At 66.4% G+C, this 22,154-nt stretch carries 9 protein-coding genes; all 9 read right to left on the bottom strand.

Annotation, left to right across the window (positions count from 1 at the left end; genetic code table 11):
* Positions 1 to 9: 9 nt before the first annotated feature.
* Positions 10 to 729, bottom strand: coding sequence for a hypothetical protein (locus tag CZ674_RS03370; RefSeq protein WP_200810033.1), 720 nt, complete (start codon positions 727 to 729; stop codon positions 10 to 12).
* Complete coding sequence (locus CZ674_RS03365) at positions 719 to 2,236, bottom strand: serine/threonine-protein kinase (RefSeq protein ID WP_086991121.1); 1,518 nt, start codon at positions 2,234 to 2,236, stop codon at positions 719 to 721. The genes CZ674_RS03370 and CZ674_RS03365 overlap by 11 nt, the downstream gene beginning before the upstream one ends.
* Positions 2,233 to 3,549: an FHA domain-containing protein gene (locus tag CZ674_RS14110; protein ID WP_159456885.1), complete on the bottom strand. Its 1,317-nt coding sequence runs from the start codon at positions 3,547 to 3,549 to the stop codon at positions 2,233 to 2,235. The genes CZ674_RS03365 and CZ674_RS14110 overlap by 4 nt, the downstream gene beginning before the upstream one ends.
* Positions 3,546 to 5,054 carry an RDD family protein gene (locus tag CZ674_RS03350; RefSeq protein ID WP_086991119.1) on the bottom strand — a complete coding sequence of 503 codons (1,509 nt, stop codon included), beginning with the start codon at positions 5,052 to 5,054 and terminating at the stop codon, positions 3,546 to 3,548. The genes CZ674_RS14110 and CZ674_RS03350 overlap by 4 nt, the downstream gene beginning before the upstream one ends.
* A complete protein-coding gene (locus CZ674_RS03345; RefSeq protein WP_086991118.1) occupies positions 5,051 to 7,342 on the bottom strand; it encodes a transglutaminase domain-containing protein in 2,292 nt (763 codons plus the stop codon). The genes CZ674_RS03350 and CZ674_RS03345 overlap by 4 nt, the downstream gene beginning before the upstream one ends.
* Positions 7,339 to 8,679: a DUF58 domain-containing protein gene (locus tag CZ674_RS03340; protein WP_086991117.1), complete on the bottom strand. Its 1,341-nt coding sequence runs from the start codon at positions 8,677 to 8,679 to the stop codon at positions 7,339 to 7,341. Before CZ674_RS03340 ends, CZ674_RS03345 begins: the two co-directional genes overlap by 4 nt.
* Complete coding sequence (locus CZ674_RS03335; RefSeq protein WP_086991287.1) at positions 8,676 to 9,659, bottom strand: AAA family ATPase; 984 nt, start codon at positions 9,657 to 9,659, stop codon at positions 8,676 to 8,678. Before CZ674_RS03335 ends, CZ674_RS03340 begins: the two co-directional genes overlap by 4 nt.
* A gap of 52 nt (positions 9,660 to 9,711) precedes the next feature.
* On the bottom strand, positions 9,712 to 15,828 hold the full coding sequence (locus tag CZ674_RS03330) for an Ig-like domain-containing protein (RefSeq protein ID WP_159456884.1): 6,117 nt from the start codon (positions 15,826 to 15,828) through the stop codon (positions 9,712 to 9,714).
* Positions 15,829 to 15,974: 146 nt separating this feature from the next.
* Complete coding sequence (locus tag CZ674_RS03325) at positions 15,975 to 22,121, bottom strand: Ig-like domain-containing protein (protein WP_086991115.1); 6,147 nt, start codon at positions 22,119 to 22,121, stop codon at positions 15,975 to 15,977.
* Between the last annotated feature and the right edge of the window lie 33 nt (positions 22,122 to 22,154).

The following is a 22,154-nucleotide window of genomic DNA, read 5'->3' as shown; positions in this document are numbered from 1 at the left end:
GCCCGGTGTTCAGTCTTGTGCCTTGAGCGACTCGTTGTCGAGCAGCGTGAGATCGGTCTTCGACACCAGCCGAGACGAGATCGCGTACTCGACGAGCCGTGCGCGACGGTGCGTCGCGAGCTTGCCGGGAGCCGCGCGCATGCCCTGCACGCCCATCTGGTCGAGCTTGTCGCAGAGGGTGTCGAGGCGGCGGTTGAACTTCGACATCGTCCAGCCGAGTCGCTCGGCAACCGCCGAGTTCGACGGCAGCTCGCTCGCGCCCACGGCGTCGCGTCGCAGCATCGGCTCTGCGAGCGCAACCACGAGCAGGCGCTGCGAGTCATTGAGGCGAAGCGGCATCACGGTCTCGGTGCCCACCGGGCGCCTGACCGAGGGGGTGATCTCGAACTCGGGCTGCGTGATCGAGATGTTGAACTCGTAGGTCGTCGGGCCAGCGGTGAACACGACCACGTAGTCGGCGAACACGAGCGGCATCGAAGCGCCGGGGGCCAGCCACGACTGCACCGTGCCTTCGCCGCTCGACACCGTTGCCGACAGCCGAGACCCGATGTTGGTCAGCCACCACAGGCGGTCGGCGAGGCCGATCTCGAGAAAGTGGCGGTGGAGGTATTGGTTCTCGTCGATCGCCAGATCGCCCTCGCGCCCGATGACGAACGGCCGCTCGCTCGAGACCGGAAACCACTCCCCGGCGAACTCGACCTGGACATCCGACTTGTTCTCACTGCTCATCGCTGCACTGCTCCGCATACTGAGAGGTCTGACCCGTTTCGCGAACGATCTGCACGTAGATGCAGGTCGTGCCGCTCGAGTCCTTGGGCACGGTCACCTGGGGCTCGTCGAGCCAGTCGGTGACGGGGTTCTCGCCGGTCTGCTCGTACCGGTAGCGGTACCGGTCGCCGTCGGCGGGCTGGGGGTTCACCCAGGTGAACGTCACGTCGTCGCCCTCTTCGACCACTGTGAATCCGGTCGGAAGCTGCGGTGCGGCAGGCGGCGGCGGAGGCGGTGGCTCCGAGGGGTTGCCATCGATGGCCTCGCCGCTGGGAATCAGGATCGCGATGACAATCACTGCGATCACGACGAATGCGGCGGCGATGCTCAGCGGAATCCACAGCTTTCGCGAGCGCTTGCGCTCCTCGGGCGTCGAAGCCGGAGCTTGGGGCTCTGCCTGCTGCTGCGGAGCGGCCTGGTCGAACACCTGCGCGCGGATGACCGTCTTGTCGTCGACCGCCTGCGGAACATTGCTCTGCACGACGGCGGACGGGCCAGCCAGAGGAGGCTGCGGCGCGTGCTGCGCGTCGATAGTGACGACGCCGCGGATGCGGGTTGCGCCTCCGTCTTCCTCCTCCATGTCGCCCTGGGCGACGGCGTCGTCGAGCACATCGATCTGCGTGACCGGCAGCGCCATGCTCGACTCGACGCGCTGCAGTGCGCGCCCCAGGTCGAGCGAGCTCGAGTACCGCTTGCGCCCATCCGCCTCCATGGCGATGCGCAGCGCATTCTCGAGCTCGGGAGGCACGTCGCTTCTGGCGAGCGGCGCCACTGCCCCGGCTTCGATGCGCTCGATCAGATCGAGGCTCGAGTTCGACTCCCCCGGCATCTCGAACGGCGTGCGGCCGGCGAGCAGCGTGTAGAGCGTGGCGGCCAGCGAGAACACGTCTGACTCGGGGCCGGCCCAAGGCTGGCTGGCAAACGCCTCGGGCGGCGACCACGGCACCGACATGCCGGTCTCCTGGTCGCTCACAGTGCCGGAGGTCGCGATGCCGAAGTCGGTCAGCGCCGGCCGGTTGTAGGCGGTGACGAGGATGTTCGCGGGCTTGATGTCGCGGTGCAGGATGCCGGCGCGGTGTGCGGTCTCGACGGCGCCCGCGATCTGCACGCCGAGCGTGAGCACCTCAGGGACCGAGAAGCGCTCGCGCTGATACCGTTGCCCGAGGTTGGCCTTCGGCGCGTACTCCATCGCCAGGTACGGCCGCCCGTCGGGCGTGACCGCGGCACCGTAGATCGTGACGATCGACGGGTGCTCCGAGAGCTGCGCCATGAGGTTGGCCTCGTTGCGAAAGTTCTCGATCGCGTTCTGGTTCACCTGCGACTGCAGCAGCACCTTGATCGCAACGCGCCTGCTGGGCAGCGCCTGCTGGTACAGGTACACATCAGCGAAGCCGCCCGACCCCAGCAGCTGGATGAAGTCGTAGCCGGGTATCTCGGGCGGCGGTGCCGGAGCGCGCTTCGGACTCACGGAGCGACCACGCTGATCACGACGCCTTCGCCGAGGTCGATGCGGTCGCCGATGTAGCCGAACACGGGCGACGAGCCGCGCAGACGCTGCGGCGGCTGGCCCTCCCGCTCGAGCACCGTGCCGTTGGTCGAGTCGAGGTCTTCGACGACCACGTTCCACTCTTCAATGCGAATCTCGCAGTGGCTGCGCGAGATGTCTTCGTCTGGGCTCTCGACGACGATCAGCTTCGGCGCGCGGCCCGGCTGCGTGCGTGCGCGGGGCCGGCGTCCGAACACGGCACCGTCAGAGAGCGGGATGCGCTGGCCGTTCGGCAGCTCGGCCACGACGAACTCGGGGCGCGGGCGCTGCTCGAGCGAGCCCGACACGACCGCGGCTCCGCAGACGAAGCAGTTGGGAATCGTCGGCGGATTCACGTGGCCGCTCGGGCAGACAGTCGACAGCACCAGCACGGCATCGGGATCCGCTGCGGGCACGACGGGGCGCGAGCCGGTCTCGGCCTCGGCAGCACGCTGTGCACGGAGTCGCTCGACGAGTCCGCGGGCGTCTTCCGCGCGCACGGTGCTGCCGTCGTGGTCGCCGAGCTGTGCCGGCGCCTGAGGCGTGGGCGAGAGTGCCGGCTGTGCGGGTGCGGCAGGTGCTGCTGCGGGCTCGGGCTGCGGCGCTGGCTCGGGCTGCGGTTCGGGCTCGGGGGCAGGCGCGGGCTGCTGAGCCTCGGGCTCGACCCTGCGGAATCCCGGAACCGAGTCGATGATCGGGCCGCTGGGTGCGGGCGCGGGTGCTGACTCGGGCTCTGGTGCAGGCTCAGGTGCAGGCTCCGGCTCAGGTGACGGTGCCGGATCGGCAATCGGATGCGCAGCCTGCAGCCCGCCGGGAGCCGCGGTCTCTGCAGAGAAGGGGGCAGCCCCATCCGTCGATCCTGCGAGAGCGACTCGCACCGCACTCACACGGATGACGCCGTCTGCCGCTGGCAGCACATCGGCGTCGAGCAGGTCGAGCTGCCCGACCGCGAGGCTTGCGCCGGCGACTGTGTCGACTTCGAGGGTGCTGGCAGCTCGCCGAGCCAGCGCATCGCCGTCGACCGCCGCCGGAACTCCCGAGCGGCGCAGCAGCTGACCATGGGCATCGGCGATGAACACGGCGAGGGGCGAGCCGAAGTCGGCTGGACTCTGGGCGATGGCTTCGGCGGTCGGCCCGGCTTCGAGCGCATCGTACGCGGCGACTGCCTCAGCTGGTGCGGCAGCAGCCGGAAGCACGAGCAGTCGAGCACCGCGGATCACGGCCCATGCGGCTCCTGGCGCGTAGTCGATTCTCATGATGCTCCTGCCTGGTCGCTCAGCGCGAAGGTGAGCGACCTGTCACCGAATCTCACCACATCGCCAGGCTGCACGGGCACCGGAACACCCGACACGAGCTCGGTCAGCGTGCCCTGGCGGTCGAGCGCCGAGCCGTTCGTCGAGTGGCGATCGACGACGCTGATGCCGGCAGGCGTCACCTCGATGAAGAGATGCGTCTTCGAGATCGACTGCGTCGGGTCTTCGATCGGCAGCGCGTGTGCGACGGTCTCGCCCGGCTCGGGCCGGGGGTTGCGGCCGATGAGGGCGCTGCCCGAAAGGTCGAAGCGGTCGCCCGTGTCGAGCTGGATCACGGCGACGATCGGCTGCTGCTGCGGACGGCGGCCCGACGACAGCCGCGTCTCGGCGACATCGTCTGGCAGTGCGTCGGGAGCGATCGTCTCGCCGCCCACCGGCGCCTGCGGCTGCACCGCGGGGCGAGGTGTCGCGATCTGCGTCGCGTCTGACCATCCGTCGTTGCGCGGGGCTGACTGCTGAGGGGCTGCCTGCTGGGGCGCAGGCTGCTGCTGGGGAGCGACGCCGCTCAGCGACCCGGGCCGGTATGGGGCCGAAGCAGGAGCGGGCGGCGCCGATGCGATGGGCTGCGCTGGCTGCTGCGGCTGCTGCGGTGGCTGCTGCACAGGCGCAGTCTGCTGCACAGGCGCCTGCTGCTGAGGCTGCTGCGGTGCACTCGCAGGGGGCGCACTCGCTGACGGCGCGCTGGCCGAGGGGCTCGCGGCTCCGAGCACACCGCTGCTCGTGCGCGCGGGCGCCACATAAGCCGAAGGCGCAGACTGCTGCACCCGCGCATCCGCCGCCGTCGCCAGGAACGGCAGCTGCTCCTCCTGCTCGACTGTGGCGTCGACCGACAGCGTCTTGCGGGCAATGCGCATGCGCTTCGAGTCGTAGGGGTTGAGCCCCTTCTTGATGTCGATGAACCACAGGTTGCCGACGTAGTCGAGCCAGCTGCGACCGCGCTTCTCGCCGTCGAAGAACACCGAGACGAACATCAGCACGGGGCCGATGACCGGCACCATGAACGACAGGTACATGACCAGGGCGCGCAGCAGCGTTCGGCCGATCTTCGGCTTCTCGAGGGTCTTGACGTTGATCGACCGGATGCCGACGAACGCCTTGCCGATCGTGACGCCCTTCGAGCCGTGCAGCGCGATCTGCACGATGATGAACGCGAGCGCGAGCACAGTCGAGAACAGGGCCACGAGCAGCAGGATGATGAAGTTCGGGTGCTGGAAGAAGCCGTACCAGTCGAGGGTTCCGGTGAAGATGCGCAGGAGGTACGGAAACACGAAGATGTAGAACGGCGCGACGAGCAGGCCATAGATGGCGAACTCGATGAGGCTCGAGACCGCGCGGCGCCCGAGCGGCGCCGGCACGAGTCCGAGATCGGCGGCGTACTGCGGGTCGGGCCGACCGTCTTCGTCGAGCCCTTCGATCTTCGGCTTCTTGTCGTCGATCTCCCAGATCATCGCGTTCTCCTTCGAGCGCTTCTGTTGCGCATGAACGAGCGTACCGAGAGGCGCGACTTCAGGCGATCCCAGAAGCTCGCCTCGTGCCGCATCGCCTCGACGCTGCGGTCGACGTCGCTCCAGAACGTCTCGACCTCGTCTTCGGGCGGCGACTGCGGCCCGAAGACCCCTGTGTCGACGTACTGGCCGATGTCGGATGCGCGCGACTGCGGGTACCGTTCGCTCACGTGAGCCGCGACCTTGGTGCGGGTCACACCCCGAGGCACCTCAAGGCCGAGGTCGACAGCCTGGTCGACGATCTCGTGCCAGCCGCCCGCGAGCCTGGCCGACGGGTCTTCTGCGTTTCTGCGCTTCTTGCGACGCGACAGCTTCATGAGTCCGATGATGATGAACGGCGAGAGCAGCAGCAGGATCGACAGCAGCACGATCAGCACCGTCATGACGATCGGCAGCCAGTCGAAGCCCTCCTCCTCGTCATCCATCGTGCCGCCTTCCGGCTGCACTTCGGGCGTCAGCTCGACGGGCTCTTCGATGGGCTGCGGAGGCTGCAGCACCTGCGGCTTCGGCTCGGGCTTCGGAACGGGATCCGGCTCGATCTGCGTCTGGTCTTCGGGCGGTGTCGCGTCGAATGGCACCCAGCCGAAGCCTTCGATCGGAATCTCGACCCACGCGTGCATGTCATCGCCGGTCAGCTCGACGCTGCCGGACTCGAATCCCTCGTCGGGGTACATGCCCATCACGACTCGCGCCGGAACACCGATGTACTGCAGGGCGAACGCGAACGCCACCGCGTACTGCTCGTCATCGCCGACGAGCGAGTCGACCTTGAACATCGAGTCCATGCGGAAGCTGCTGTGGCCGGCGAGCGATGTGGTCTCGTTCTCGAGGCCGTGGCTGAAGGCGCCCTTCTGCAGCTGAATCTGCATGGCGGTGATGTTCTCCATCGTCGTCGAGCCGTTCGTGCCGTGCTCAGACGCCCATGCCTGGATCTCGTCGGGAATCGCCGCCGGCTTCGGCACCGCCACGTCAGAGATCGTCGCCTGCTTGAGGTCGTCGACGTCGGGGTACTCGGGCACGATCGCGTGCACCTCGTAGGAGTCGCCCGTCTGCAGCCCGTTCAGCACGATCGCGCTGCCCGTGGCGCCGTTATAGGCGAGCGATGTCTGCAGCGCCTGCTGCCTGTCGCCCTCGAACTCGATCGACTGCGCGAACCCGGTCGACGGCAGCCAGATGCCCGAGTAGCCGTCGATGCTCACCGAGACCGTGGCCTCTTCGCCCGACTGCTGCACGCCGATGACGTCGCCCACGCGCGCGAACGAGCCCGCTGCGGATTCGTCGTCAGCACCGCCGACGGTGTAGACCTCGCCGTTGTGATAGTCCATGGTGGCCAGGCCCAGCCGCGCATCCGCCGGCATGCCGCTGACGGTCATGAGCGTCTCGTCGGAGTAGTTCTTGAGCCAGCCGCGGTAGCCGGCCAACGGGCTCGGGTAGTCAGCGAGCTCGATCGGCGGCTCGACCACATCGCGCAGCACATTGCGCCCTGCCGGGTTCACGAGCTGGCCGACGCCTGCGGCTCCGATGCTCGCGAGGGCCAGCATCGCGATGGCTCCGAGGAATCGCTTGCGCTCGAGGTCTTTTCGCAGCCTGCGCCCCGCCGTGACCTCGAGCTCGGTCTCCTTCGCGAGCGCGTCACGGTGGATCTTCGAGCGCCAGGCAAGCCATGCAACGGCGACACCGGCGAGCGCGACGCCGACCGCCACCGGGAACGACGCGATCTTCGTGCCGAACGTGATCCCCACGACCAGGGCGATCAGCACCGGGATCAGGGCGAACGAGCCGTGCCGGCGAAGCCGGAGCGCAAGGGTCGTGGCGACGGATGCGCACAGCAGCATCGTGAGGAACGGCACCACCAGCAGGCTGGGGAATCCCTCTGCGGGCGGCTCTGCGGTGAGCAGGCCCTTCCACGAGAAGACGGCGCCGAGCATGAGCTCGCGCAGCCCCTCGAACGAGGGCAGCACGTGCCACAGGGCCGTGGAAGGAACCGCGAGCTGCACGCCGAACAGCACGTACGCGAGCACAACGCCTGCGGCCGTGTAGAGCCAGCCCTGCAGCGAGCCGCGCGAGGTGAGCAGGCCGATCACGATGCCGAGCACAGCACCGCCGAAACCCGCCACGAAGAATCTCCAGCCGCCGAACACCGGCTGGAACGTCATGGTGATGAGGGCGAAGAGGATGAGCATCGCGGTGACGTTGATCGCGATCTGCAAAGGCGTCTGGCTGGATCTCATCGGTCCTCCAATGAGCGCAGGATGCGAGGCAGCGACTGCACGTCGTCGATGGTGACCATCTGCGCATCGCCGAGCTCGCGCACTCGCACCTTCGCATCCGTCTGCGGCTGAAACACGATCACTCGCGCCTGCGCCGGCAGCAGCAGGCGAGCACGACGCATCTCTTCCGGCGTGACTGTGGTGCCGGCGTGCATCACAACGAGCGAGGCACCCCCCTGCTCGCGGCCGATCTGCTGCGCGAGGCGGTAGAAGCGGCTGTTTCGGCCACTCCACTCGAGGCCGCTGAGGGCATCGAGCAGGCGCTTCGACCCGGCAACCGGCAGGCGGCCGGTGCTGGTCGTGACGCTGACGTCCATCTCGTCGCGAATGGCCTGCAGCCCGAGCGAGCCGAGCACGCTGATCGCGGTCTCGAATTCGTCGGGGTTCGCGTAGTCGTCGGGGCTGGTCGAGATGCCGAGGGCCAGGATCGAGCGCTTCGTCTGCTCGAACTGGCGCACCATGAGCTTGCCGGTTCGCGCCGACGACTTCCAGTGCACGTAGCGCCGGTCGTCGCCTGCCACGTAGTCGCGCAGCGCATGGAACGAGATGTCGCTCGCCGTGAGCTCGCGCGAGGTGATGCCTTCGAGGTCGCGCACGAGCCCGTGTGCAGAGGCCTCGAGGTGCACCGTCTTCGGGTGCACGTAGAGCTCGACCGGGTCGGTCCACTTCACCTGGCGCCGCAGCAGCGACATGGGGTCGGCACGCACGGAGCGCACGGGGCCGACCTGCAGCACGGCGCGGCGCCGCGTGGGAATCGCGAAGATGTCCTCGTGCATGTCGCCGGGCTCCATGCGAGGCAGGTCGAACGTCGCGACTGCGGTTCCGACGGGGACTTCAATGGATGCGGGGGCCAGCGTTCGCGTGTGCGACGAGTGGATCTCGATGCGGCCGAGGGCGCGCTCGCCGACGATGACGCGCGTGTACGCGAGGTCGAGCTCGATGCGGTAGCGAGTGCGACCCAGCACGAACAGCACGGCAAGCGCCATGAGTAGCAGCGCTGCGACGCCGATGACGATGACCTCGTGCCACTTGAACACGAGACCGCCGACGATCGCGGCGACGCCGAGCAGCAGCGTGATCCAGCCGATCCCGGTGATGGGACGCACCGCGGGTGCAACGAAGTCGGCTGCCTTCGCAAGCCGCTCGCGCATCCGCTCGAAGAATGTCGGTTCGTGATCCGGGCCGAACGCCGACTGCTCGGCCTCGCCGAACATGCGCGTGCGCGTGCGGTCGACGAACTGCACGACGCGTGATCGCGTCGACGTCGTCTGCCGTGTTCGGGTGCCGGTGTCGGTCATCGCTGCTGCGCTGTCGCGTCTTTCTCCTGCGGTGCGCTCACTGCGCTGACTGCCTTCTGGATGACGCTCGCGCCCGTGACCCCGGTGAACTCTGCCTCGGGGTCGAGCACGATGCGGTGAGCCCACACCGGCTCGATCAGGTCTTCGACATCATCGGGCAGCACGTAGTTGCGGCCACGGCTCGCAGCACGAGCCTTGACGGCGCGGGTGAGCGCCATGGCGCCGCGGACGGAGACGCCGAGGCGTGCGTCCTTGTTCTCGCGGGTCTGCTCGGCGAGCTCGGCGATGTAGCGCAGCACTGCCGGAGCAACGTGCACCGTGCCTGCCAGCGCGATCATCTCGGCGATCGCACCGGTCGTGATGACCGGCTGAATGCGGTTCGACGCGTTGCGGTTGGCCGAGCCGGCGAGGATGTCGACGGTCTGCTCGATCGCCGGGTAGCCGATCGAGGTCTTCATCAGGAAGCGGTCGAGCTGCGCCTCGGGCAGGCGGTAGGTGCCGGCCTGCTCGACAGGGTTCTGGGTTGCGATGACCATGAACGGGCTGCCGACCTCGTAGGGGTGGCCGTCAACCGTGACGCGCCCCTCCTCCATGACCTCGAGCAGTGCCGACTGCGTCTTCGGGCTTGCACGGTTGATCTCGTCTGCCAGCACGAGCGACGCGAAGATCGGGCCCTTGTGGAACTCGAACTTCTGCGTCTGCTGGTCGTAGACCATCACACCGGTCACGTCGCTGGGGAGCAGGTCGGGGGTGAACTGGATGCGGTGGTGCGTTCCCTGCACCGTCGCGGCCATCGACTTCGCCAGCTGTGTCTTTCCGGTGCCCGGTGCGTCCTCGAGCAGGAGGTGCCCCTCTGCGAGCATCGTGACGAAGGCGAGGCTGATGATGTCTTCCTTGCCGAGCACGACGCTGCCGACGGTCTTGACGAGCTTCTGGAAAGTCTCGGCAAACCAGGCAGCCTGCTGCTGCGAGAGGTTCATGGTCATCTGGGTTCCTTTCAGGAATTCAAGTAGAGCACAGCGGGCGGGCCTGCTACGGCCATCTCACCTTCGGAGTCGTCAGATCGACACCATTGCCCGTCAGCGTCATCCACGCGTTTCCTGCAAAGCCGGAGTAGCACATGGTGTCGCCGTTCGAGCGGCGCTGGGTCTTGCCAGTCTGGCTGTTCACCGTGATCTGACCCGACTGGAACTGCGTCTTGCCAGTCGTGTTGTTGTCGTGGTGGCAGGCGAAGTTGTAGGTGCCGCTCGGCAGATCATTCCAGTTGATCTCGAAGTAGTAGCAAGTCTCACCGTTTGCGCCGTGGCACGGATCTGATCCTCCAGTGTGGGCAGGGTCACCTCGCGACAGCGTGATCGACGGCTCGAGGCCGTTGCCAGAGGCGGTCGCGCTCTGCTCCTGCCGATCGCTTTCTGGACCCGATGTCGCGACCACGGTCAGCGACACCTTCTTGCCGTTGGGCGCGTTCACGGTCTGCGAATCACCGCTGTTGACCGTCTTGCCGTTGACCGTCAGCGTCACCGGGTATCCGTTGCCCTTCGGAGCCGTCCAGGTGAAGAGCACCTGACCCGGCTGCTCCTTCACCGTGATCGACGGCTTGCCGATCGGTCCGTACGGGTGGATCGACACCTTGCCCGACTGCGCCTCCGACGTGCTGTTGTTCTGGCCGTCGACCGTCGCCACTGCAGTCGCGACCACGCTGTGCTTGCCATTCGCTGCCGCGACGGTGACGTTGCCTGTGCCCGCGAGCACCCGGGCGCCGCCGTCGACGCTGTAGTAGTAGTCGACCTCGTCGGCACGGTACCCGTTCGTCGAACCGGGCTTGATGTTGACGACCGATTTTCCGTCGCTGTTCGAGACGAACGTGAGCGTCGGAGCATCCGGCTGCTTGATCGATCGCACCTCGTTCGTCTTGATCGAGTCGGAGGTGCCCACATCGTTGATGGCCTTGATGTCGAACGTGTAGCCGCTCTCAGACGGGGGCAGGTTCTCGAATGTGGCCGAGAGCGTTCCGCCGCCGACGGTGCGAGCGGAATCAGTCACTGCTGTAGTTCCGCGAATGGGGGTCACGACGTAGCTCTGCACGTCGACGCCATTGCCATCGAAGGCAGGCCAGTTGACTGCGATCTGCGTGCTCTGCTTGTCGGGGGCGAGGTTCGCGTTCGCCGTGGCCTTGCCGTCGGGAACGATGGGCTTGCCCGCAGGCACCTTCGCGGTCGACTCCGGCGACCACTCGCTGGGGTCGTCGGCGTTGTTCACGGCCTGCACGCTGAAGACGTAACCCGTGCCGTTCTCAAGGTTCTCCCACGTGTGCGACGTGCTCGAGCCCGAGACCTCGACCTGCGAGTTGCCCTCGAGGTCGGGCGGGCTGATCTGCAGCACATACGTCTCGATCGCAGACCCCTTGTTCACCGGAGCCTCCCACGACACATCAAGCTGCTGATCACCACGCACCGCCGTCGGCGCCTCCGGCTGCTCCGGCTTCACATCAGGACGAGCATCAATCGACGCACCAGAAGGATCCGACTCCCCCACCTCATTGATCGCACGAACCGTGAAATTGTACGTCGTGTCATTCGTCAACCCAGACACCGTGCACGTCGTCGACTCACACGGCTGCGAACCACCCGCATACTCCACCAAATACCCCGAAATAGGAGCACCATTCGACGACGGAGCCGCCCACGACAACGTCACCTCACTGTCACCAATCGCATTCACATTCGGACGCACCGGAGCATCCGGACGACCCTTCACATTCACCGAAATCGTCCCCGTCACCTGACGCTGCTCAGACTTCGTTGCATCCTGCACCGTGTACTGCAACGTCAACGTCCCCGCAAAATCACCACCAGGAACCACCGACACCGAACCACCATCCGACGACGGAGCACCCTCAGTGGTTCCGGAGACAACGCGAACGTCGATGATCTCGAGTGGCTCGCCGCGGTCGACGAAGGGGTTCACGTCGTTCTCGATCGCCGGGATCGTGACCTCGACACCCTGCTCGGTCTCAGCCGAGTCGGCGACGGCCTGCGGCAGCGGACGCGTGGATGCGACCACCTGCACCTGCACGGTGCCAGGCTCGGTGTTGCCGGCCGGGTCGGTGATCTCGATCTGGTAGGTCACATTGGATCCGGCCGGAGCATCAGGCTCGGCAGAGGCGATGAACGATTGCCCGCGCACGTCAGCATTGACGCCTTGACCCTCACCGCCGACGAGCGCGTAATCCATCTCTTCGACGTCGCCGGGGTCAGGGTCGCGAGTGGATGCCTTCAGATCGACTTCGACGGCGTCTTCAGCCGACTCGACCTGGATCGCCAACCCGGCGAATGAAGGAGGCACCTGACTCGACGGAATCACTTCGATCGGAATCGAAAGGCGAGCCGTCATAGCGTCGGGGTCGTCGGGGCCCTCACCGTCAGTCACCTCGAAGGTGATCGCCGCCTTGCCGACATAGCCCAGCTCAGAGGTATACGCGAGTGTCGACTCGTCGAGCACCAGCTCATCACCGTTGGCATTCGTCGCAGACACCGAATCGATCGTCGTGATGCGCGGCGTGCCGCCCTGCGGCATCTCCACGTGTTCACGCAGATCGATCTCCTTGAGCTCCCCTGACGGCACGGTCACCGCCGAATCGGCACTCAGATACGGGGCTTGCTTGCCCACCCCCGGCACGAACACGAAGGCCTCGCTCGAGCCGCCATCCATGTCGGTCACACGGTATGTGATGACCTGCCAGGTCTCTGACGGCACGACCTGAACCTGACCGTCGGTGACAGTGCCCGGGCCAGTCAGCACGCTCACATCGAGAATGGTCGGGTCACCATCGGCATCGCGATCATTGGCGCGCACGTCGACGTCGTAGGGCTCACCCTCGGCAAGCTCGGTCACGTCGACGACGTCATCGACGGCTGTAGGCGGCAGCAGCGGCGCCTCTTCGTCGACGATGATCCTGATGACACCGGTCGCCTCGGCTCCGCGGACATCCTTGATGGTGTACGAGACAAGCCACTCACCCGGCTCTTCGGGAGCCGTGAACTCAACGACCTCGACCTCATCGCCCATCCGCAGATCCTGGATCTCGTCGGGAGCGCCTTCTGTGTCGACGCCTACGAGGGCGATGTTGTCGCCGTCGGGGTCGGTGTCATTGTCGGTCACCGGAACAGCGACCGAACGGCCCGGCCTGACCGTCACGGTGTCGGTCTCGGCGAACGGAGCCTGGTTGACCGCACCGGGCTGTGCGATGCCGATGGTGATGGTCGAGACGCTCTCGGCCCCCCAACGGTCGCGAACGCGATACTCGACGGTCGTCGTGCCCGAGTCGGAGTCGAACGCCTCATAGTCGAAGTAGTCGCTGCCCACGTTGACGATCCGACCCTGCGCGGGGTTCGTGTCGTAGCCGACGAGCGCCACGCCGTCGCCGTCTGGGTCGATGCCCTCCAGCGGAATCGGGATGCGGATCATGCTGCCCGCGAGCACACGCGAGGTCAGCTCTTCTGGAACAGGCGCAGAGTTCGATTCGACGTCACGGCGCTCGACGCTCACTGTCAGCGTCGCGGACCCCTTGTTGCCCTGCGAGTCGACGATCTCGTACGTGACGTCGACCGTGTCGGGCCCATCGACGAGCACGTGCACGCGGATCTTGTCGCCGTCGACGAAGACCTCGCCCTCTTCTGGGCCCGCGAGCGATGTGTCGATGATCTTCGGGCTGACCTCGAACGGCAGGTTGTCGGGGCTGAAGTCGTTCTCGGTCACGTCGACCGAGGTGTAGTCGCCCTCGCGAAGCGTCGCGGTGTCGTCGACGCCGACGGGCGGGCGGCTGCTCGATGGAGGATCGACCGGGATCACGCGGATCTCGCCGGTGGCCTCCTCGGTGCCGTTCGACACCGAGTACTCGATCGTCATGGGCCCCTGCGCGCCGCGGTTGTCTTGGATGCGCAGCAGGTTTCGGTTGATGAGCTGGGTCGAGACCGGCGCACCGTCGACCATGACCGACTGCACCACCAGCACGCCGCCCGTCGGGTCGACGTCGTTCTCTGTGAGGTCGACGAGCGCCTCACCGCCGATCGGCAGCAGGGCGAGGTCGCGCACGGCGACCGGCTGCGCATCCTCGACCGGCTCTTTCACGTCGACGCGAATCGTGCCCTGCGCCGAGAACGGACCGGCACCCAGCACATAGTCGATCAGGTGCACGCCCGCGGATGCGCTCTCGATGATGACGGTGTTGGTCGACCTGTCGAGGCTCACCTCGAGCGCTGCGCCGTCACGGGCAGCGGCGCTCGCAACCCACGCCTTGCCACCACCGGGGATGAAGTCGTTGGCCATCGGCCTGATCGAGGCGCGTGAGTTCTCGCTCATCGCGATGAAGTCGGAGTTGGCGAGCGGCTTGCCCTCGCCGCGCTCGCTCACGGTCACCTTGACGACGCCTTCCGTGGTCTCGGTGCCGTCACTGACCTCGACAAACAGCTCAGTGGGCCCCACTTCGCCTGTCGCGGTATACATGACGCGGCCGTTGGGGCTGAACTGCACAGTGTCGCCCGACTCGCTCCACGCATTCAGCAGATAGACGTCGTCGCCATCTGGGTCGTACCATCCGTCGAGCACCGAATGCTCGTAAGTAGCCCGCTGCTCGACCTCGAACGACTGCTCGCGCAGCTCAGCCGGCGCCTCGTTCTGCCCCTCGCCGCTCAGCTGCATCGTGACCTTGGCCTGATCGGTGCCGCCGCGGCCGTCATTCACCTCGTACTCGAACGTCAGGCTCGAGTTGCCGTAGTCGGCCGGAATCTCGACCTGAAACTGCGTGTAGTTCTGCACCGGCGAGATGCGCACGCCCTCGGGCGCTCCGTCGACGAGTGCGACGGTGAGGATGTCGCCGTCGGGGTCAGTGTCATTGGTGGTGACCGGAACCAGGGTCGAGAGCCCCTTGCGAGCACCGAAGTCGGTGTCGTCGTTGGCGATCGGGTCGTTGTTCTCTTCAGACTGATCGGGCGCCCTGTTGTCGAGCACGTCTTCGCTCGACGAGTCGTCTTCTTCTTCGGTCTCTTCTTCAGACTCGGGCGGGATGAGATCCTGCCAATTGTCGACCATGATCAGCTCGTCGCTGACGAGCCACGAGACGCCCGACTTGATGTCATTCAGCGCGACGACGCCGCGGTGCTCGCGGAACACGACCGAGCCCGCGTCGACTTCGGTCACGATCTGCTCGAGATTCTGGCTCTGGTCGCCGCACTCGCGCTTGAGGGTCATCTCGCCTGTCGACAGCGAGAACACGCAGCCGGCAGCCTGCACGGGCGCGACCGCAGGCCCTTCGTCCGAATACTCGTCGATCGAGGCCTCTGCGCCTGAGAGCGGCTGGCTGATGAGCGAGCCGTTCGTGGCGATGAGCACATTCGGGCTCGCGGCGCTCGGCTGCTGCAGCACGGCGCTGTCGGGTACCGGCGTCGTGCTGCCGGATGCGAGCAGCAGCTGGTCGCCGGTGCCGTCGAGCGCGACCGCGTCAGTGCCGACCGAGGTCATCGAGAGCTCGTTCGAGCCCTTCAGCTCAGGGCGCTCGGTCTCGCCTGCTGCGACGAGGCCGTCTTCTGTCGACTCCCAGCTGAGCCAGGTGCCGTGCTTGCTCGACACCGCGTGCACGCCGCCCTCTTCGTCGGCGACGGCTGCGGCGCCCTGGCCGAGTTCGGCGATCGGCTTCGTCTCTTCTGAGTTGAACTGGCTCAGTGCGTCGGCGGGCATCGCCCAGAGGCGGCCGTCTGCCGGGTCGAGAATCGTCACGGTTCCGCCGCGAAGCGAGACGGATGCGCCGCCGGGAATCGGGACCTGCCCGGTCAGCGTCGCCTCACCGGTGTTGACGGAGTCGAGCGCAATGTTGGAGTCGTCTTTGAGCAGCACCGTGCCGTCGTACTGCAGCACGTCGAAGTCGGTGCTGGCAACCGTGAGGCCCGCGTCGATCTCGCCTGCCTGCTTGTTGATGTGGCCGAGCAGCGACTCGTCGTTCTTCGTGACCCAGACGCCGCCGTCGTGCATGTCGACGTTGGTGGTCGTGAAGCCCGGGTAGGTGAACGCCATGACTCCGAGGGCCACTGCCGCCGCGGTGATGATGCCCACGGACGCTGCCGAGCGCTTTCTGCGCTTGAGCCATCGCAACAACGAAATCTCCAAAGGTCGAACACCAGGGGGCGGGATGCCCAATCACTCAGTTTGACATCACGGAGTGAACTGACAGTGAACAGCCCACGCTAGGATACCCAGCCCAGGCCGGGTGTGTCATGCGATTTCTGCGCGTGCGCTGCCGATCACGGCGGCCAGCTGTAGTTCACCGTGCTGGTCATCACCCCGTGGTCATTCACCGAGGGGCCGGAGACGAGCTGCAGCGCAACGCCTTCGCGGTTGTTGCTGAAGCACTTGATCTCGTCTGGGTTGACGCCCGTCTTGCCGCTCGTGCTCGACGTGTTGATCGTGTACGGCGTGGTCGCCGACTGGCCGAACGCCTGCAGCTGCCCGTTCTTCACCTGCATGCAGACGACCTGGTACTGCCCCGGCTTGAGATCGGCGTACTGCAGCACCAGCAGCTCTCCGGTCTGACCGCTGTCGCTGCGCTGGCCGCCGCCGATGACCGAGAGTGTGGGCTTCGGATCAGTGACATTCCCGGTTGCCGTTGCTGTCGCGCTCCAGCCTGCCTTGTTCTGTGCCTGCACCTCGATGGTGATCGATTGTCCGGGGTTACCGGTGATCGTGGGCGATGTGATGCCGCCCACTGTGTTCCAATTCGACGTTCCCTGCTGTCTCCATCGGTAGCCGGTGATCGAACTACCATTGTCGCTGCCGGCAGACCAGGTGAACACGACGCTGTTCGTGTTCTGCGTCGACACAGAGACGTTCGGTGCGGCCGGCTTGCCGAAGGGGTTGATCGAGGCAGTGACCTCTGGGCTTCTAGCGCTGAGCCCGTTTCCGTCGTCTGCCACTGCAACGATCGTGAGCGTCTGCTTGCCGTTCGTCAGGCCCTCGATCCTGATGCCGTCACCTGTCTTGGTGAGTCCGGAGCCGCCGCCGCTTGCCGACCACTGGTAGTTGACCTCGCTGGCGCTGTACCCGTTTCTGCTGCCGGGGGTGATGTTCACAACGACGAAACCGTCGCCGTCTTCAACGAGCGTGACGCGAGGTGCGTCTGGCGGATTTACAGCGCGCAGCTCGCCCCCGTCGGCGGCGTCGGAATCGCCGACATCATTCGTCGCCACAATCCTGAACGTATACGGCTTCTCCGAGACGGGGAGGTTCTCGAAGACGATGGACTCGGTCACCGTCGTCGGACCGCTCGGGGTTTTGGTCTTGGGCGACACCGAGCTGACGGGTTTGCCGTCCTGCAGCGGCGTCACCGTGTAGTGGTCGATCGGCAGCCCGTTGCCATCTGAGACACCCCATGTGACGTTCACCTGGTTGATGCTGCCGCCCAGTTGCGTCGCGATCGCAGAGATACTCGTCGGAGCCGTCGGCTTGCCGGCCGGGATCGTGCCCCTCGACCACGGCGAGTCATCGCTCGGCTCATCCGCGCTGTTGACCGCCTGCACGCTGAAGCGGTACTCGGTGCCGTTCGTCAGCCCATCCCACGTATACGACGTCGTGCCACCCGGAACTTCAACCTGCGTCCGACCACCACTCGGCAACGGCGAAATCTTGAGCACATACGTGGTGATGGCCGAGCCTCGGTTCACGGGCTCCTCCCACGACACATCAAGCTGCTGATCACCACGCACCGCCGTCGGCGCCTCCGGCTGCTCAGGCTTCACATCAGGACGCGCATCAATCGACGCACCAGACGGATCCGACTCCCCCACCTCATTGATCGCACGAACCGTGAAGTTATACGTCGTGTCATTCGTCAAACCCGACACCGTGCACGTCGTCGACTCACACGCCTGCGACCCACCCGAATACTCCACCAAATACCCAGTAATCGGAGCACCATTCGACGACGGAGCCGCCCACGACAACGTCACCTCAGAATCACCAATAGCATTCACATTCGGCCGCACCGGAGCATCCGGACGACCCTTCACATTCACCGAAATCGAACCCGTCACCTGACGAGACTCCGACTTCGTCGCATCCTGCACCGTGTACTGCAACGTCAACGTGCCAGCAAAATCACCACCAGGAACCACCGACACCGAAGCACCATCCGTCGACGGAGCACCCTCGACGTCGCCTGCGACCGTGCGGACCGAGACGATCTCGAGCGGCTCGCCCCTGTCAGCGAACGGATTCACATCGTTGCCGATCGCGGGAATCGTGACCTCGACACCCTGCTCGGTCTCAGCGGTGTCGGCAACGGCCTGCGCGAGCTCCCTGGTCGAGGTGACGACCTGCACCTGCACGGTGCCCGGAACATCGTTGCCCGCGGGGTCGGTGAGCATGATCTGGTAAGTGACGGTCGTGCCTGCCGGAACATCTGCGTCTGCAGAGGCGACGAACGACTGGCCGCGCACGTCGGCATGCACTCCTTCGCCGCCGCCATCACCCAGCGAGTACACCATGGCGTCGACGTCGCCCTCGTCAGGGTCGCGCGTGTGCGGCTTGAGGTCGTATTCGACGGCGTCTTCAGCGGGCTCGACCTGGATCGCGAGGCCGTTGAACGTCGGCTTCACCTGGCTCGACGGAATCACATTGATCGGAACCGAGAGGCGCGCAGTCAGGGCGTCCGGGTCATCGGGGCCTTCTCCGTCGCTCACCTCGAAGGTGATCGCCGCCTTGCCGACATAGCCGAGCTCAGACGTATAGGCGAGCGTCGACTCGTCGATCACGAGCTCGTCGCCGTTCGCGTTGGTGGCCGAAACCGATTCGGTCGTCGTGATGCGAGGGGATCCGCCTTGCGGCATCACCACGTAGTCGATCAGTCTGATCTCGGCGAGCTCTCCCGACGGCACCGTCACTTCGGCATTGCCCGCCAGGTGCGGCGGCTGCTTGCCGACGCCAGGAACGAACACGAACGCCTCGCTCGAGCCGCCGTCGATGTCGGTCACGCGGTAGGTCACGACCTGCCACGTCTCTGAGGGCACGACCTGCACCTGGCCGCTCGACACCGTCGCCGGGCCTGTGACCACGCTGACCTCGAGCTCAGCCGGGTCGCCGTCAGCATCGCGGTCATTCGCCAGCACATCGACGTCGAAGGGCTCGCCCTCGACCAGATCGGTCACTTCGACGCTGTCGTCGACGGCGCTCGGTGCGATCAGCGGTGCCGTCTCTGACACCACGATGCGAACTGTGCCGGTCTGCGGCATCCCGCGCACATCCTCGATCGAATACGGCACCTGCCACTCGCCCTCGGACTCCGGCGCCGTGAACACGACGTGGCTGCCGTCCTCCGACAGCTGCAGACCCTGGATCTCGTCGTCGGCTGCCTCGGCGTCAACCGCGGTGAGCACGATGTTGTCGCCGTCTGGGTCGGTGTCATTGTCGAGCACCGCCACGGCGACCGACCTGCCCGGACGCACCGTCACGGTGTCGGTCTCGGCGACAGGGGGCTGGTTGATGGCGCCCGGCTGCGCGATGCCGACCGTGATGCTCGAGACGCTCTCGGCGCCCCACCGGTCGCGCACGCGGTACTGGAACACCGTCGTGCCGCCGTCGGCGTCGAACGCCTCGTAGTCGAAGTAGTCGGGGCCGACGTTCTCGATGCGGCCCTGCTCGGGGTTCGTGTCATAGCCGACCAGCGTCACGCCGTCGCCGTCGGGATCGATGCCGTCAAGCGGAATCGGGATGCGGATCGTGCTTCCCGCAAGCACGCGTGCGGTCACCTCCTTCGGCACAGGAGGGGCGTTCGACTCGGCATCACGCCGCTCGACCGCAACCGTGAGCGTGGCTGTGCCCTTGTTGCCCTGGGCGTCGACGATCTCGTACGTCACGTCGACCGCGCTCGGGCCTCCGACGAGCACGTGCACGCGAACCTTGTCGCCGTCGACGAAGACGCTGCCCTCCTCTGGGCCGGCGAGCGATGTCTCGACGATCTCGGGGCTGACCGAGAACGCGAGTCCGTCGGGGCTGAAGTCGTTGTCGGTCACATCGACGCTGACGAAGTCGCCCTCGCGCAGCGTCGCGGTGTCGTCGACGCCGACTGGCGGCCGCGGCTTGGTGGGCGGCGGCACGGGCACGATGCTGATCTCGCCGGTCGCTTCATCGCTGCCGTTCGACACCGAGTACTGGATCGTCATCGGCTCGAGCGCGCCGCGGTTGTCTTCTATGCGCAGCAGATTGCGGTTGATGAGCTTCGTCGAGACCGGGGCTCCGTCGACCATGACCGACTGCACCACCAGCACGCCGCCCGTCGGGTCGACGTCGTTCTCAGTGAGGTCGACGAGCGCCTCGCCGCCGACCGGCAGCAGGGCGAGGTCGCGCACGGCAACGGGCTGTGCATCCTCGACCGGCTCGAGCACGTCGACGCGAATCGTGCCCTGCGCCGAGAACGGACCGGCGCCGAGCACGTAGTCAACGAAGTGCACACCGGCGGATGCGCTCTCGAGCACCACAGTGTTCGTCGACCTGTCGAGGGTCGCCTGCACGCTGCCGTCACGCGACGTGACGCTGGCGACCCATGCCTTGCCGCCACCGGGGATGAAGTCATTGGCCATCGGCCTGATCGAGGCGCGCGAGTTCTCGCCCAGCGCGACGTAGTCTGCGTTCGCGAGCGGCTTGCCCTCGCCGCGCTCGCTCACCATCACCTTGATGACGCCCTCGGTGACCTCGGTGCCGTCGGTGATCTCGACGAAGAGCTCGGTGGGGCCGACCTCGCCGGTGGCGGTGTAGTTCACGCGCCCGTTGGGTGCGAACTGCACGGTGTCGCCAGACTCGCTCCACGCGTTCAGCAGGTAGACGTCGTCGCCGTCTGGGTCAAACCATCCATCCAGCACCGAATGCTCGTACGTCGCACGCTGCTCGACCTCGAACGACTGCTCGCGCAGCTCAGCCGGCGCCTCGTTCTGGGTCTCGTCGCGAAGCTGCAGCGTCACCCGCGCCCGATCGGTGCCGCCGCGGCCGTCGTTCACCTCGTACTCGAACGTCAGGCTCGAGTTGCCGTAGTCAGCCGGAATCTCGACCTGAAACTGCGTGTAGTTCTGCACCGGCGAAATGCGCACGCCGCCAGGAGCCTCGTCGACGAGCGAGACCGTCAGCAGGTCGCCGTCGGGATCGGTGTCGTTGTGCGTCACCGGCACGAGCGTCGAGAGGCCGCGCCTTGCGCCGAACAGCGTGTCGTCGTTGGCGACCGGGTCGCTGTTCTCCTCGGCGTCGTCGGGAGTGCGGTTGTCGAGCACGTCTTCGCTCGACGAGTCGTCTTCTTCTTCGGTCTCTTCCTCAGACTGCGGCGGAATCAGATCCTGCCAGTTGTCGACCATGATCAGCTGATCGCTCACCAGCCACGAGACGCCCTGCTGCACATCGTTGAGGGCGACGACGCCGCGGTGCTCGCGGAACACGATCGAGCCGGCATCGACGTCGGTCACGACCTCCTGCAGATCGCGAGCGGGATCAGAGCACGCACGAGTCAGCGTCATGTCTCCGGTCGAGACGGAGTACACGCACTCATCGACCTGCACGGGAGCAACGGCGCTCGTGCCCGGCGCCAGGTCGTCGATGACCGCGGCGCTGCCGTCGAGCGGCTGGGTGATGAGCGACTCGGGCGTGGCCACAATCACGTTCTGGCTTGCCTCGCCGGGCTGCTGCAGCACCGCGCCCGCCGGAACGTCGACCCGGGCATCCAGCAGCAGCAGCACTCCGTGTGCTTGGTCGAGTGCTGCAGCCTTGTCGCCGACCGAGGTGATCGTGAGATCTGTGGCCTCGCGCAGCTCGGGGCGCTCGGTCTCGGTCTGCAGCGCGAAGCCCTCAGCCGTCGACTGCCACGACTGCCACGTGCCGTTCGCGCTCGAGACCGCGTGCACCCCGCCGGTCTCATCGGCGACAGCGGCCGAGCCTGTTCCGAGCTCGGCCAGCGGCTGCGTCTCTTCAGAGCTGAACTGGGCCAGCGAGCTGACGGGCATGGCCCACAGGCGACCGTCGACGGGGTCGAGAATCGTCACGGTTCCGCCGCGAAGCGAGACGGATGCGCCCGGCGGAATCGGGACCTGCCCGGTGAGCGTCGCCGCACCGGTGTTCACGGCGTCGAGGGCGACGTTCGCGTTGTCTTTCAGCAGCACGTCGCCGTCGTACTGCAGCACGTCGAAGTCGCTGCTGGCGACCGTGAGGCCGGCGTCGAGCTCGCCCGCCTGCTGGTTGATGTGGCCGAGCAGCGAGGCGTCGTTCTTCGTGACCCACACACCGCCGTCGTGCATGTCGACGTTGGTGGTCGTGAAGCCGGGGTAGGTGAAGGCCATGACGCCGAGAGCGACGGCCGCCGCCGTGAGGATGCCCACGGACGCGGCAGAGCGCTTGCGCCTCTTCAGCCAACGCAGCACGTGCCCTCCCCCGGTCTTCCTGCGTGAGGGTCA

It is taken from the genome of Agrococcus casei LMG 22410 (assembly GCF_900163565.1).
GTDB lineage: Bacteria > Actinomycetota > Actinomycetes > Actinomycetales > Microbacteriaceae > Agrococcus > Agrococcus casei.
This window is presented reverse-complemented; position numbering and strand designations above follow the sequence as displayed.